13 protein-coding genes and 1 pseudogene are annotated in these 14,558 nt (G+C 62.8%); 12 read left to right on the top strand and 2 right to left on the bottom strand.

What is annotated here, in order from left to right; genetic code table 11:
* The first annotated feature begins 86 nt into the window (after positions 1 to 86).
* Entirely contained in the window at positions 87 to 458 is a 372-nt protein-coding gene (locus AC1DH9_RS10610; protein ID WP_427527497.1) for a DUF6124 family protein, read from the top strand.
* A 106-nt stretch (positions 459 to 564) separates the two neighbouring features.
* Here AC1DH9_RS10610 and AC1DH9_RS10605 read toward each other — a convergent pair whose 3' ends face one another.
* Both AC1DH9_RS10605 and AC1DH9_RS10600 read right to left on the bottom strand, forming a co-directional pair.
* The gene (locus AC1DH9_RS10605; protein ID WP_427545849.1) at positions 565 to 1,278 is read right to left on the bottom strand and encodes a cupin domain-containing protein; all 714 of its coding nucleotides are present in this window, start codon (positions 1,276 to 1,278) and stop codon (positions 565 to 567) included.
* A 69-nt stretch (positions 1,279 to 1,347) separates the two neighbouring features.
* Positions 1,348 to 2,205, bottom strand: a complete 858-nt coding sequence (locus AC1DH9_RS10600; RefSeq protein WP_427545847.1) for a GNAT family N-acetyltransferase — start codon at positions 2,203 to 2,205, stop codon at positions 1,348 to 1,350.
* A gap of 242 nt (positions 2,206 to 2,447) precedes the next feature.
* Between AC1DH9_RS10600 and AC1DH9_RS10595 the strand changes: the two genes are divergently transcribed.
* The 11 genes and pseudogenes from AC1DH9_RS10595 to AC1DH9_RS10545 form a co-directional block, all read left to right on the top strand.
* The gene (locus AC1DH9_RS10595) at positions 2,448 to 3,863 is read left to right on the top strand and encodes an aldehyde dehydrogenase family protein (RefSeq protein ID WP_477808146.1); all 1,416 of its coding nucleotides are present in this window, start codon (positions 2,448 to 2,450) and stop codon (positions 3,861 to 3,863) included.
* 233 nt (positions 3,864 to 4,096) lie between these two features.
* A complete protein-coding gene (locus AC1DH9_RS10590) occupies positions 4,097 to 4,765 on the top strand; it encodes a haloacid dehalogenase type II (protein WP_427545843.1) in 669 nt (222 codons plus the stop codon).
* A gap of 46 nt (positions 4,766 to 4,811) precedes the next feature.
* The gene (locus AC1DH9_RS10585) at positions 4,812 to 6,086 is read left to right on the top strand and encodes an NAD(P)/FAD-dependent oxidoreductase (RefSeq protein ID WP_477808145.1); all 1,275 of its coding nucleotides are present in this window, start codon (positions 4,812 to 4,814) and stop codon (positions 6,084 to 6,086) included.
* Positions 6,087 to 6,180: 94 nt separating this feature from the next.
* Positions 6,181 to 7,818 carry an ABC transporter substrate-binding protein gene (locus AC1DH9_RS10580; RefSeq protein ID WP_477808144.1) on the top strand — a complete coding sequence of 546 codons (1,638 nt, stop codon included), beginning with the start codon at positions 6,181 to 6,183 and terminating at the stop codon, positions 7,816 to 7,818.
* Positions 7,819 to 7,866: 48 nt separating this feature from the next.
* Complete coding sequence (locus AC1DH9_RS10575; protein ID WP_019689735.1) at positions 7,867 to 8,823, top strand: ABC transporter permease; 957 nt, start codon at positions 7,867 to 7,869, stop codon at positions 8,821 to 8,823.
* Positions 8,820 to 9,695: an ABC transporter permease gene (locus tag AC1DH9_RS10570; RefSeq protein WP_054597942.1), complete on the top strand. Its 876-nt coding sequence runs from the start codon at positions 8,820 to 8,822 to the stop codon at positions 9,693 to 9,695. The genes AC1DH9_RS10575 and AC1DH9_RS10570 overlap by 4 nt, the downstream gene beginning before the upstream one ends.
* 1 nt (position 9,696) lies before the next feature.
* Positions 9,697 to 11,538 carry an ABC transporter ATP-binding protein gene (locus AC1DH9_RS10565; protein ID WP_477808143.1) on the top strand — a complete coding sequence of 614 codons (1,842 nt, stop codon included), beginning with the start codon at positions 9,697 to 9,699 and terminating at the stop codon, positions 11,536 to 11,538.
* Positions 11,535 to 11,843 (top strand): (2Fe-2S)-binding protein, encoded by a 309-nt coding sequence (locus AC1DH9_RS10560; RefSeq protein ID WP_477808142.1) that lies wholly within the window; start codon positions 11,535 to 11,537, stop codon positions 11,841 to 11,843. Before AC1DH9_RS10565 ends, AC1DH9_RS10560 begins: the two co-directional genes overlap by 4 nt.
* Positions 11,825 to 13,063: pseudogene (locus AC1DH9_RS10555) on the top strand (FAD-dependent oxidoreductase); the annotation flags it as partial. The gene AC1DH9_RS10560 and the pseudogene AC1DH9_RS10555, both read left to right, overlap by 19 nt.
* Entirely contained in the window at positions 13,027 to 14,100 is a 1,074-nt protein-coding gene (locus AC1DH9_RS10550) for an NAD(P)/FAD-dependent oxidoreductase (protein WP_477808151.1), read from the top strand. The pseudogene AC1DH9_RS10555 and the gene AC1DH9_RS10550, both read left to right, overlap by 37 nt.
* Positions 14,097 to 14,558 (top strand): M20/M25/M40 family metallo-hydrolase (locus tag AC1DH9_RS10545; protein ID WP_477808141.1); only part of this gene is annotated, 462 nt, incomplete at its 3' end. The genes AC1DH9_RS10550 and AC1DH9_RS10545, both read left to right, overlap by 4 nt.

Below are 14,558 nucleotides of genomic sequence, written 5' to 3'. Positions count from 1 at the left end.
AACCTCYGGGTGTCGCTGCCAATTCAGCGACCGGGCGTCGCGGCCTGGACCAATCAAGGCTCCCACTTACTTCAAGGAGCTTCATCATGCACAAGATCACTCCTGATCTCGCAGAAACCCCAAGCACTTCCCCTTACGCTTCCACCGACTCCAAAAAACTCCACGACGCCGCCGAGCGGGCGCTGGATCATTACCTCAAGCCGCCGTTCGACAAGGGCAACCTGCCCGATAAACGTCCCTCCAACATCTTTGCAGTCATCCCCGATCTGGATAACGAAACCCTGCTGGCCCACGCCTCGGAAACCCTGGCGTCGCTGAATGTACTGGCCAGCGATCTGGCGTTCGAGCTGGAGGGCACGCGCCGGCATGTGGCGTTGGCGATTCAGCAGATGATTTCATTGGGGGAGTTGTTGGTGAATCGGGCGCTGGATAATTACGATCAGCCAGAGGCGCCGTAGTACCGCGTTGTAGCGAGGCGGCTTGCCCCGTCGGCCGGTCTGCGTTGGTTCGCGACCGGTCGGTGGGTTCAGTGCCGGCGCGGTTGCCGGCGTTGTGCCATGGAGCTTATTTCACGGCGTAAAACTTGCGGACATACCGGGTGCTTTGCCAGGCGCACGGTGCGCCTTGCGGTACGAACACGGTGTCGCCGGTGTTGACTGTCAGGCTTGTACCATCGGCTGCCCGCAGGGTGACGCTGCCTTCGATCAGGTGCATCAGCTCGTTGAGTTTATGCGGCCGGCCATGGCGTTCGTAGGGGGTCGAATCCCAGACGCCGACGCGCAGGTCGGTGGTGCTGTCTTCGAAGGCATTGCGTGCGCGGCACTGCGGGGTAGGCCCGATCAGTATTTGTGGTTCCGGCGCGGCCGAAGGGGAGAGCATCGCTAGCGGGTCCAGCGCTGTCAGCCCGGGTGTCGGTTCAGCGCTGGGGCTGGTGACGGCGCAGAATGCCCAGCACGTATCGGCTTGCGCCTCGATTCGCAGCGTGGTCCCACGACCGATGACCGCACTGGCACCGATCCCCAGTTCCAGCGTCTGGCCTTGGGATTGCAGCACGACGTGGCCAGCGTGGACCACGATCACTTCGGTGTGCGGGAAGTCATTGATATCGAGTGATTTGCTTGTGTTCACGGTCCCGGCGCAGATGCCATCGGGCCCGGTGTAGGCGACTTGCCGGTGTTCCCTGAAGGGGTCGGCAACGCTCAAGGACGTTGCCTTGAAAGACGTGGCGACACGGCTTCCGTCAGCGCGAGCCAACAGCAGGACGGTAGGTTGAGACATGCGGGTGACGCTCCATGCAAATGGGGTGTGGAGGGTGTTGGAGAGCAGCTGCTGTTTTGCGCGCAGCTGTCAGCCAATGGCCTGGGTGACGAGCGCGAACTGTCGGACGCCGTTGACCGCTTGCGGCGGTGTGCCCCGTGCCATTTGCGCCACGGTATCGACCTGCTTGAGACCGACCGAGTCCAGCCATTCGCTCAAGCCACTGTCCGCCGGAATGTCGATGCGCACGAAGGCCTCTGGTACGTGGGCCAGCAATACGGCGATCAGGTGTTTGGCCTGTTCGATGTTCTCGGCGACCACCGGGCCAAGGCCGCGACCACGGCCATAAGGGCGCAACAGGGCGAAGGCGCGCACTTGGCCATCGCGCTCGATGACAGCCGAATGCTCGACCACATCGAACAGATCGTTGAGCACCGTTTGCCGGTCCAGCCCGGTGCCCGCATTGGCCAGTTCCAGTACGCGGGCCTTATCGGCCTCACGCAGCGGGCGACAGCTTTCACCGTCGGCCAGCGGCACAGGTGCAACGGCTTGCGCCAGGCCCTGGTGTTGCTGAATCCGCCCGAACTCGACAAAGCCCTGACTCGCGTAAAGCGGCGCACCGGCAAGGGTCGCGTTGAGTACCGGGGTGCGTGACTGGCACGCATCAAGTGCCTGTTCCATCAACTTGCGACCGATGCCCTTGCCTTGATAGTCGTCGCTGACGATCACCAGGCCGATGGTGGCGAAATCGCCTTGGGGGCAGGCGAACGCGGTGCCGATCAGACGCTCGCCATCGAGTGCCACAAAGCCATCGCTGAGGCGCAACACCATGGCCCAGTCGTCCAGGCGATGGGGCCACTTCAATTGCACGGACAAGGCATGGGCCGAGGGCAGGTCGGCGGTCGTCATCGGGCGATAGACATAAGCAGAAGGGTGCGGGGCGGACATGGCGAGTCTCCGTTGGACAGTGTGCGCAATCAACCGGCTGTGCGGCGCGATGGTGCCTGTATCCCATCTGCGCGAAGACCTGACAAGAGGGGCTGGAACATTCGGCAGATTCCGCACGCCCGGGGCCACAAGACCACACTTACTACTTAATTGCCCGGCAAGGTCGGCAGCAAATGCTTGGGCTTTTTTTCTACGATGGAGGCCTGAGTTCACGACTCGCCGTCCCTTTTCTGGAGAGCTCCATGGATAGCTTCGATCCTCGCCTTATCGCTGTGCGCAGCGCTCATTTCATTGCCGGTAAATACCGCGATGCTCAACCGGGGCTTGAGGTGGTGCGGCCGTCGGATGGCCAGGTCTATGCCCAGTTGCCGATTGCCGATGCCGACCTGGTGGATGAAGCGGTCAACGATGCCTGGCAGGCGTTCAATCGCAGCGATTGGGCCAGTCGCCCGCCTCGGGAGCGGGCGCGGGTCATGCGCCGTTGGGCCGATCTGATCGAAGCTGACGCCGCTGTCCTGGCGCCGCTGGAAGCGGTGGGTTCGACCCGTCCCCATAAAGATGTGATCGCCTGGGATATTCCCTACGTCGCCGAGGGCATTCGGTTCTTTGCCGAACTGGCGGACAAGCATGGCGGTCATGTGGCCGCCACCCAGACCGATCGACTGGGCATGCAGATCGCCGAACCTTACGGTGTGATTGCTGCCATTGCGCCGTGGAATTTCCCGTTGAGCATGGCTTCGTGGAAAGTCGCGCCGGCGCTGGCTGCAGGCAATGCCGTGGTGCTCAAGCCTTCGGAGCTGACGCCGTTCTCGAGTCTGCGCTTTGCCGAGCTGGCGTTGCAGGCGGGCATGCCGGCGGGGATCTTCAACGTGATTCAGGGCGATGGTCGCGTTACGGGCGATGCCTTGTGCCGTCATCCGCGAGTGGGCAAGGTGACCTTTACCGGTTCCACCGCGACCGGCTCGAGCATCATGTCCACCTGTGCGCTGGTCGGTCCGAAACCAGTCACCCTGGAACTCGGCGGCAAGAGCCCGCAACTGGTCTTCGCCGATGTGCCGGATGTCGCCAAAACCGCTCGCACGGTGGCCATGGCCATTACCGGTAATGCCGGGCAGGTGTGCGTGTCCGGGTCTCGACTGTTGATCCAGCGTTCGATCATGGAACCGTTTATCGCCCACTTGCAGGCGTATTTCGAGGAGCTGCGCCCCGGTCCGACCTGGTCGTCCGAGAGCACGCTGTCGCCGATCATTTCCCGGCTGCAGGCCAGTCGCATTGATGGCATCGTCCAGCGCTCGCGTCAGGCCGGCGCCGAAGTGCTGACCGGTGGCGGRCTGTTCGAAGGTCTTGGTGGCGCCTATTACCAGCCGACTTTGCTGACCGGCCTGGACCACCAGAACCCGGCGATCTGCGAAGAAATCTTCGGCCCGGTGCTGACGGTGCAGGCGTTCGATGATGAAGAGCAGGCGCTGAGCAATGTCGCCCGTCAGACCGCTATCGCGAGCAGGCTCGCTCCCACAGGTCCTATACAACCTCCGGATCTTCAACACGCTTTAATCAGCACCCAAACGGGCGCTTCCTCAGGGAAGCGCCCGTTTTCGTTCTGCTTGGCGCAGGTTCTGCGGTCAATCCGTTTGCGCTTGAGCCTTGCGGCGTTATAAAGGCCCATAAGGGCGCATGAATACGGGGTTTGCCCAAGGCTGGAGCGACCCGCAAAGTCTGCTGAGGGGGGGCGCTAAAACGGTGGTTTGTATCGAGCAGAGGTCGCTTTTAACGCCATCTGCTGATTTCACGGTGGTGTAATGACGGTGTGCTGCAGCGTTGCATCACGGCTCCCGGAACGGAGCGAATGCTTGTCACGCCATGACCTCAACGAACTTCAGGACCGCACTCAATGAGCTTTCTTCGCCCCAAATTCATTACGTTCGACTGCTACGGTACGCTGACCAATTTCCACATGGGTACGATGACTCGCGAGTTGTTCGCCGATCGCGTGGTGCCCGAGCAGATGGAGCAGTTCGTCAGGGACTTCTCGGCCTATCGCCTGGACCAGGTCATGGGTGACTGGAGGCCGTATGACGAAATCCTCAAGACCGCGCTGGCGCGGACCTGCAAGCGTTGGGGTATTGAATACCGTGACGAAGGCCAGCTGTATTACGACGCCGTGCCGACCTGGGGTCCGCACCCGGACGTACCGGCCGGCCTGTCGAAAATCGCCGACAAGATCCCGCTGGTGATTTTCTCCAACGCCAGCAACAGCCAGATCATGTCCAACGTCGACAAGCTCGGCGCACCGTTTCACAAAGTTTTTACCGCCGAACAGGCACAAGCCTACAAACCGCGCCTGGCCGCGTTCGAGTTCATGCTCGACAACCTCAATTGCGGGCCGGAAGACATCTTGCATGTGTCGTCGAGCTTCCGTTACGACCTGATGCCGGCCCACGACATGAAGATCAAGAACAAGGCTTTCGTCGCCCGTGGTCACGAAGTCCCGGCCAACGCTTTCTACGAGTACCGGCAGATCACCGACATCGGCGGGCTGGCCGCGCTGGTCGGTCTCTGAGTCGTGTTCGTAACGGCACTCTTCACGGCAGCATAAGGGGTTAGACATGGGCAGTGAATCCTACTGGCTCGACACTGCACCGGCGTTCACCGGTGCTCAGACCGGCGCGTTGCCCGGGCAGGTCGACGTGGCCATTGTCGGGGGTGGTTTCACCGGCCTGGCGGCAGCTCGGGCGCTGGCCTTGAAGGGCGCCAGCGTGGCAGTGCTGGAAGCCGGCAGGGTGATCGGCGAAGCCTCGGGTCGCAACGGCGGTCAGTGCAATACCGGCGTGGCCCAGGATTACGCCGGCCTGAGCGCCAGCCTCGGCGCGGACAAGGCTCGGGCTTATTACAAGGCTTACGAGAGTGCCGTGCACAGCGTGGTGTCGCTGGTGGAGCAGGAGCAGATCGCCTGCGACCTCAAGCGTAACGGCAAGCTCAAGCTGGCCGCCAAGCCGATGCACTACGAGGGCCTGGCGCGGACTTGCGAGTTGATTCGCCGGGAGGTCGATGCCGATGTCGAGTTGCTGACCGCCGAACAGATCCGCGCTGAAGTCGACTCGGCCCAGTTCCACGGAGGATTGCTGCAGCGTAACGGTGTGCAGATGCATGTCGGGCGCTTCGGCGTCGGTCTGGCCGAAGCGGCGGCACGGCACGGTGCGTTGATCTATCAAGACACGCCGGTGACGGACTGGAAAGCCCAGGCTGGTGGCTATCAGGTCAACACCGCCAAGGGTTCGCTGCACGCCGGGCAGGTGCTGCTGGCGACGGGCGCCTGTCAGCACGGCGGGTTGGGTTGGTATCGGCGGCGGATCGTGCCGGTGGGCAGTTTCGTGATCGCCACCGAGGTCCTTCCCCAGAGCCTGATCGACCAGTTGTTGCCTGGCCGGCGAGCCTATGTCACCAGCCGGATGATCGGTAACTACTTCCGCCTGACCCCGGACAACCGCCTGCTGTTTGGCGGCCGTGCGCGGTTTGCCATGTCCGACAGCGTCTCCGATGCCAAGAGCGGCAAGGTGYTGCGTGYGGCGATGGTGCAGATGTTCCCGGCGTTGGCCACGGTGAAGATCGATTACTGCTGGGGCGGGCTGGTGGACATGACCTCCGACCGGTTGCCCCGTGCCGGCCAGCACGGCGGGGTTTATCACTCCATGGGCTACAGCGGCCATGGGGTGCAGATGTCGGTGCACATGGGCCAGGTGATGGCCGAAGTGATGGCCGGCAAGGTCGAGGCCAATCCCTGGCGCGAACTCGACTGGCCGGCGATTCCCGGGCATTTCGGCAAGCCGTGGTTCCTGCCGCTGGTGGGCGCTTATTACCGGTTCCAGGACTATTTGCATTGAGTTGATGTTGTGGCTTTACCGTCGTTTGCGTTTCCAGGACGTTCCGGTCAACCGGAACACTCGAGCCTTCTCTTTATCGACAGGTACAACTGATATGACTGATAACAAGATCGACTCCAAACTGATCTCCGGCCAGGAAAGCCTGAGAGTCTTCGAAGGCCTCAATCGCGGCATGTCGCGCCGCAACGCGTTGCAATTGCTCGGTGTCGCCGGGGTGGCTGCAGCGGGCGCCGGCAGCCTGTTCGGCGCCGCCGGCAAACTGTTCGCCGACGAAGCCGCGAGCCCTGGCAAAGGCAAGCCGGGCGGGCGGATTCGCGTCGCCGGCATGTCCAGCTCCACCGCCGATACCCTGGACCCGGCCAAGGGTGCGCTGTCCACCGACTACGTGCGCCACTATATGTTCTACAACGGCCTGACCCGTTTCGACAGCCACCTGGTGCCGCAACTGGAGCTGGCCGAGCGCATCGACAACACCGATGCCACGCTGTGGACCATTACCTTGCGCAAGGACGTGACCTTCCACAACGGCAAAACCCTGAGCGCCGCCGACGTGGTGTTCTCGCTGTCGCGACACAAGGACCCGCTGACCGGTTCCAAGGTCATGCCGCTTATGGAGCAGTTCGCCGAGATCAAGGCCACTGGCCCCCATGAAGTACAGATCCGCCTGAGCGCGCCGAACGCCGAACTGCCGTCGATCCTGGCCGTGTCGCACCTGCTGATCGTTCCCGAAGGCACCACCGACTTCAACCAGGGCATCGGTACCGGGCCGTTCAAGGTCAAGGAATTCAAACCGGGCGTGCGTTCGATTGCTGCGCGCAATACCGGCTACTGGAAACCGGGCCTGCCTTACCTGGACGAGATCGAGTTCATCGCCATTGCCGACGAGCCATCGCGGGTCAACGCGCTGCTGTCGGGCGACGTGCACATGATCAACGAGGTCAACCCGCGCTCCACCACGCGAATCAAGGCCAGCGCCGGTCACCGCGTCGTCGATGCGCCCTCGGGCAACTACACCGACTTGATCATCCGTCAGGATCAGATGCCTGGCAAAAGCGCGGAATTCACCCAGGCCATGAAGTACCTGATGGACCGCGAGCAAATCAAATCCGCGGTGTTCCGTGGTTTTGCGGTGGTCGGTAACGACCATMCGATTGCCCCCGGTTCGCGCTACTACAACGCTGACCTGCCGCAGACCGTCTATGACCCGGAGAAAGCCAAGTTCCTGCTGAAGAAGGCCGGCATGGACAGCATCAACATGCCGCTGGTGGCATCACCTGCCGCGACCGGTTCGGTGGACATCGCCGTGCTGTTGCAACAATCGGCGAAACAGGCCGGGCTCAAGCTCGACGTCAACCGCCTGCCTAGCGACGGCTACTGGTCCAACCACTGGATGAAGCACCCGTTGAGCTTCGGCAACATCAACCCGCGGCCGAACGCCGACGTGATGTTTTCGCAGTTCTTCCAGTCGAGCGCGCCGTGGAACGAATCGGGCTGGAAGAACGACCAGTTCGACCAGTTGCTGATGCTCGCCCGCGCGGAAACCGACGACGCCAAGCGCGGCAAGATGTACGCGGACATGCAGACCCTGGCGCATGACCACTGCGGTATCGGCATCCCGGTGTTCATCAGCAACATCGACGGCGTCGACCAGCGCGTCAAAGGCTATGGCAGCAACCCGTTGGGCGGCTTCATGGGCTACATGTTCGCCGAGCAGGTCTGGCTGGATGCTTGATGCGCCGACGAGGTTTGTGCCGTAGCAACATTGCAGGAGAACAGGGCGATGAATAGCAACACACTGTGGTTGATCGGCCGGCGTATGGGCGCCGCGATCGTGACCTTGTTGATCGTGTCCATGGTGGTTTTCGCCATCACGGCGGTACTGCCGGGGGACGCGGCACAACAGGCCCTCGGGCAGTTCGCCACGCCGGAACAGGTGGCGGCACTGCGGCTGAAACTGGGGCTCGATCAGCCCGGTGTGTTGCGTTACCTGCACTGGTTGATGAGCCTGCTCAGCGGCGACATGGGCCTGTCTGTTTCCAACGCCATGCCGGTGAGCGACTTGATGGCCGGTCGGGTGCCCAACACCTTGATGCTGGCGGCCGCCACGGCGCTGGTGTCAGTGCCGGTGGCGCTGATTCTGGGCATCGGTTCGGCCATGGGCCGGGGCGGGCGCGTCGACAGCTTTCTCAGCTTTGTCACCCTGGCGATGGTTGCTGTACCGGAGTTTTTGGTGGCAACCCTGGCGGTGCTGATTTTTGCGGTGAACCTGGGCTGGTTGTCGGCGCTGTCCTATGCCAGCGACATCACTTCACCGCTGCAATTTCTGCGCACCTACGCCTTGCCGGTGATGACGCTCTGCTGCGTGATCGTTGCGCAAATGGCGCGCATGACCCGGGCGGCGGTGATCGATCAACTCGATAGCCCGTATGTGGAAATGGCCCGGCTCAAAGGCGTGAGCCCAGTGCGGATCGTCCTGCGCCATGCCTTGCCCAATGCCATCGGGCCGATTGCCAACGCCATCGCCTTGAGTCTGTCCTACCTGCTGGGCGGGGTGGTGATCGTCGAGACGATCTTCAACTATCCCGGCATCGCCAGCCTGATGGTCGATGCGGTGACCAACCGTGACATGGCGCTGGTCCAGGCCTGCACCATGCTGTTTTGCACGGCGTACCTGGGGTTGGTGCTGATTGCCGACCTGTGCGCGATTCTTTCCAATCCAAGGCTGAGAAACCAATGAACAAGCTCATTGTGAAATCGATGCCTGTGACCCCCGACCTGTCGGTTGGCAAGGTGTCAAACGGGCCATCCTGGCTGGGTCTGGTCGGGGCAGCGATGTGTTTTATCTGGTTGCTGGTGGCGGTCTTCGGCCCGTGGCTGGCGCCGCACCCGGTCGGTGAAGTGGTCTCTGATAATGTCTTCGACAGCCTGAGTGCAGCGTACCCCTTCGGCACTGATTACCTGGGCCGCGACATGCTCAGCCGAATCCTCGTCGGTGCCCGTTTCACGGTCGGCCTGGCGCTGGTTGCCGCCGTGCTGGCCAGCGGTCTGGGCACCAGCTGCGCACTGTTGTCGGTGGTTTCGCCGAAATGGCTGGATGAAATCATCAGCCGCTTGATGGACGCGTTCATTTCGATCCCTAGCAAGATGCTGGCGCTGATCATGGTCTCGGCCTTCGGCTCTTCGGTGACGTTGCTGATCTGCACCGCGGTGCTGAGTTTCACCCCCGGCGCGTTCCGCATTGCCCGCAGCATGGCGGTCAACATCGAAGCGCTGGAGTACGTACAAGTGGCCCGAACCCGTGGCGAACGCCGGCTGTATATCGCCTGCGTGGAAATCCTGCCGAACATGCTCAACCCGGTGCTGACCGATCTGGGGCTGCGTTTCGGTTTCATTGTGTTGTTGCTCAGCGGCATGAGTTTCCTCGGCCTCGGCGTGCAACCGCCGGATGCCGACCTCGGGTCGCTGGTGCGGGAAAACATTGGCGGCCTCAATCAGGGCGCGCCGGCCATCGTGATTCCGGCACTGGCCATCGGCACCCTGACCATTGGCGTGAATCTGTTCATCGACAGGCTGTCGTCCCGACGTAGTCGACGTACGGGGGGGCATTGAGATGAGTGAATTGATTCGGGTCCAGGACCTGCGCGTGGTCGCCTGTGGCGAACGCAGCGAAGTAGAAATCGTCAAGGGGGTGAGCTTCTCCCTGGAAAAAGGTGAAGTGCTGGCGCTGATCGGTGAGTCGGGCTCCGGCAAGACCACCATCGCCCTGGCGCTGCTCGGTTACGCCCGGCGTGGTTGCCGGTTGGCCGGCGGCGTGGTGCAAGTCGGCGAACACGACATGCTGGCGTTGAGCGAACGCGAACTGCAAGGCCTGCGCGGGAACCGTGTGTCGTATATCGCGCAAAGCGCTGCGGCGGCGTTCAACCCGGCGAAAAAACTGATCGACCAAGTGGTGGAGGGCGCGCTGATTCATGGCCTGGGTAACCGGACCGTGCTCGAAGCCAAAGCCATCGAGCTGTTCCGCGACCTGGCCTTGCCGGACCCTGAACACATCGGCCAACGCTACCCGCACCAAGTGTCCGGGGGGCAACTGCAGCGGGTGATGGCGGCGATGGCGCTGATCAGCGATCCGCTGCTGGTGGTGCTCGACGAGCCGACCACTGCCCTCGACGTGACCACTCAAATCGACGTGCTGCGCGCCTTCAAACGAGTGGTGCGTGAGCGTGGGGCGACAGCAGTCTACGTGTCCCACGACCTGGCCGTGGTGGCGCAGATGGCCGATCAGATCGTTGTGTTGAATGGCGGTCAGATCTTCGAACAGAGCGCCACCGCGCCTTTGCTCAAAGGCCCGGCCCATGAATACACCCGTAGCCTGCTGGCGGCGGCGCGCCCGGATACGACGATCCGTCCGCCCTGCGGTGTGGCCGAAGATCAGCCACTGCTGACCATCAAAGGTTTGACCGCCGGCTATGGCAACAAAAACACCCAAGGCATGCCGTCGATCCGCGTGCTGGAAGACATCGACCTGACGGTGCGCAGGGGCCAGGCCATCGGCGTGATCGGTGAATCGGGTTCCGGCAAGTCGACCCTGGCGCGGGTGGTGGCCGGGTTGCTGACGCCGGCGTTAGGTGGCCTGACCTTTGATGGTCAGCCACTGGGCGGCAGCCTGTCCGAGCGTACCGACGAACAGTTCCGGCGCATTCAAATGGTCTTCCAGAACGCCGACACCGCGCTCAACCCGATGCACAGCATCAGCACCATTCTGAGCCGGCCGCTGAAGATGTATTTCGGCCTCARGGGCGCCGCATTGCGCGAGCGTATCGGCGAGCTCCTGGACCTGGTGCGCTTGCCGCGGAGCCTGGCCGAGCGTCGGCCGAATGAACTCTCCGGCGGGCAAAAGCAACGGGTCAACCTGGCCCGGGCACTGGCGGCCAAGCCGGACCTGATTCTGTGCGATGAAGTGACTTCGGCGCTGGATACGGTGGTCGGCGCGGCGATTCTTGAACTGCTGCGCGACCTGCGTCAGGAGCTGGGGGTGTCGTACCTGTTCATCAGCCACGACATCTCCACCGTGCGTGCGCTGTGCGACGACATCGTGGTGATGTACAGCGGCTACAAGGTTCAGGAGGGCAGTCGGCAGTCGTTTGCCCAAGCGCCTTTCCATCCTTACACCGACCTGTTGATTCATTCGGTGCCGGAGTTGCGTCAGGGCTGGCTGGAGAACTGCGGCACCACCTGCGGCACGCTGCCGCCGATCGGTGCCAAGGCCAACGTGCCGGAGCTGTGCACGTTTCTCAATCGCTGCCCGGTACGGGTCGACGGTTTGTGCAATCGCACCGCGCCAAACCGCCGGACGCTTGTCGGCGGCAGTGAAATCCTTTGTCACCACGACAGTGCCGAGCTGCTGAAAACCCAGCAGGATTTGAACAGCATGATTCAGGGAGCYTATGYATGAARGGGCGTTTTGTGAGGCTGGCCGAGCAGGGCCGGCCGACCGTCAARYTGACGGTGGACGGYWCRCCCATYGAGGCGTTGCAGGGCGACACGCTGATGGTCGCGTTGCTGACCCAGGGTTCGGCGCTGCGCCAGTCGGAGTTCGACTCGGGCCGGCGGGCCGGTTTTTGCCTGATGGGCGCCTGTCAGGATTGCTGGGTCTGGACCCGCAGCGGCGAACGGCTGCGTGCCTGTTCCAACGAAGTCCGTGAAGGGTTGGATATCATCACCACACAACCGGAGGCGATATGGCCACTGCACGGCTGAGCACTCATCGAGTCGTTATCGTCGGCRCCGGGCCGGCCGGCATTCGCTGCGCCGAAACCTTGCTGGCGGCGGGCTGCAAGCCGATCCTGATCGATGAAAATCGTCGCGATGGCGGGCAGATCTACCGTCGCCAACCGCAAGGTTTTACCCGCGATTACACCACGCTCTACGGCGCCGAAGCGGCCAAGGCCAAAGACTTGCACCAAAGCTTCGACCGCTTGCGCGGGTTGATCGACTACCGCCCGGACACGCTGGTGTGGAACCTCACACCGGGGCAACTGTGCTGCGTCAGCCAGGGCAAACACTCGACGGTTGATTACGACGCGCTGATCCTCTGCACCGGCGCCACCGACCGCTTGATGCCGATCGAAGGCTGGCAACTGGCGGGCACCTACAGCCTCGGCGGCGCGCAGATCGCGCTCAAATCCCAAGCGGTGTCGATTGGTCATCGCGTGGTGTTCATGGGCAGCGGGCCGTTGCTGTATCTGGTCGCCAGTCAATACCTCAAGGCCGGTGCCAACGTGGCGGCGGTGCTCGACACTTCGCCGCTGAGCAAGCGCATCGGCGCCTTGCCGAAACTGCTGGCGCGCCCCGGACTGCTGTTCGCCGGGATGAAACTGTTGGCGCAGCTGTACCRGGCGAAGATTCCGGTGCACTTGGGGATTTCTCCGTTGCAAGTGCTGGGCGATGCCCAGCGCGGTGTCAGTGGTGTGCGGGTGCGGACCGCCGAAGGCAAGACGTTGACCGTGGAATGCGATGCCGTGGCGCTGGGTTATCACCTGCGCCCGGAAACCCAACTGGCGGATCTGGCCGGTTGCCGTTTGCGCTTCGATGAGGCGTCCAGTCAATGGTGGCTGGCCACCGATGAAGATGGCCGGACCTCGGTGAATGGTGTGTATGCCGCCGGCGATGGTTCGAAAATTCGTGGGGCGGACGCCGCCGAACATGCCGGGCGTCTGGTGGCGATGGCGCTGCTGGAGGATCTGCACCAGCCGGTGGACGCCGGGTTACGCGACGAACAACGCCGCGCCCTGGCGCTGATGGACCAGTTTCGTCTTGGCCTGGCCCAGGCGTTTCCCTGGCCTGCCGAACAAGCCAAGGCCTTGCCCGACTCGGCCATTGTCTGCCGCTGCGAGATGATCAGCGCTGGCGAATTGCGGCGCACCGTCAGCGAAAAGGGCGCCTGCGAAGTCAATCGGGCCAAGGCGTTCAGCCGGGTGGTCAGTACGCCAGCGGCGTGAACTTCGGCAACGTCCGGCGCCAGGGACGATTCCTCGGGCAGCTGGAGTTGGCCAACCGTTCCTGGGCATTGTGGAAACGCCTGCCGGAACTGATCGACGACGACCTCGAATTCATCGCCAGCGGGCACATGCGCGTGTGCTACCGCGAAGACGAAATCGCCGAACTGGAGGCCTACGCCGCCGCTCCCGAAGCGGCGCAACTGGACCTGAAAATCTATCGCGGCGCCGAACTGCACCAGCGTTTTCCGTTTCTTGGTCCGGACGTGAAGGGCGGCTCCTACGCGCCCCACGACGGCCACGCCAACCCGCGTCTGGCAGCCCCGGCGTTTGCCCGCGCCGCACGGCGTCTCGGTGCGCGGATCGAAGAGCAGACCGAAGTCGCCGAAGTGCAAAAGGTTGGCGGTGAGTTCACCGTCACCACCACCGATGGTCGCCAGTTCAGCGCCGAACAGTTGCTGATTACCGCCGGTGCCTGGGGCCAGAAGCTGTCGGCGCAGTTCGGCGAACCGGTGCCGCTGGACACTCACGGCCCGCAAATGGCGGTGACCGAGCCGGTGCCGTAYGCCTTGCCAACGGTGATCGGCGTGTACACGAAAATTCCCGAGGAAGTGATTTACTTCCGGCAGATCCCGCGCGGCAACATCGTCATCGGCGGTGGCTACCGCAGCAAGCCGGACATGCTGAACCGTCGGGCCCAGGTCGAGCCGCGCAGCATCCTCAACCAGATCCAGCAGATGCGGCGCCTGCTGCCGGGTGTCGGCAACCTGAACATCATCCGCGTCTGGAGCGGCATCGAAGGTTACATGCCCGATTCCCTGCCGGTGATGGGCCGCAGCGGCACGGTCGACGGGTTGTTCTACGCGTTCGGCTTCTGCGGTCACGGCTTTCAGCTTGGCCCGGGCGTCGGTGACGTGATGGCTGAACTGATCAGCACCGGCAGCACCCGCACTTCGATTGAGCCGTTCTCCATTCGCCGGTTCGCCCTTTCAGCCGAGCAACGGAGCAAGGCCTCATGAAACCCCGTGTACTGGATATTCTCAAACGCCTGATGGCCTTCGATACCGTATCTTCGGAGTCGAATATGGCCTTGATCGAGTACGTACGCGACTTGTTGCTGAGCAAGGGCATCGAGTCGCTGATCGTCAAGGACTCCACCGGCAAGAAGGCCAACCTGTTTGCCAGCACCGGCCCTAAGGAGTTGCCGGGGATTCTGCTGTCCGGGCACACCGACGTGGTCCCGGCAGCGGGGCAGGCCTGGACCGTTCCGGCGTTTCAGGCGACGCTGCAGGAGGGACGGATTTACGGGCGCGGCAGCTGCGACATGAAGGGGTTTATCGCGTTGGCCATCGACGCCATGCTCGACGCTGCCGACCATTCGCTGAGCCGGCCACTGCAACTGGCGCTGTCCCATGACGAAGAGACCGGTTGCGTTGGCGTCCGGCGTTTGCTCGATGTGCTGCATCTGGCGCCGGTG

The sequence above is a fragment of the Pseudomonas sp. 05T35 genome, from assembly GCF_056396605.1.
This window is presented reverse-complemented; position numbering and strand designations above follow the sequence as displayed.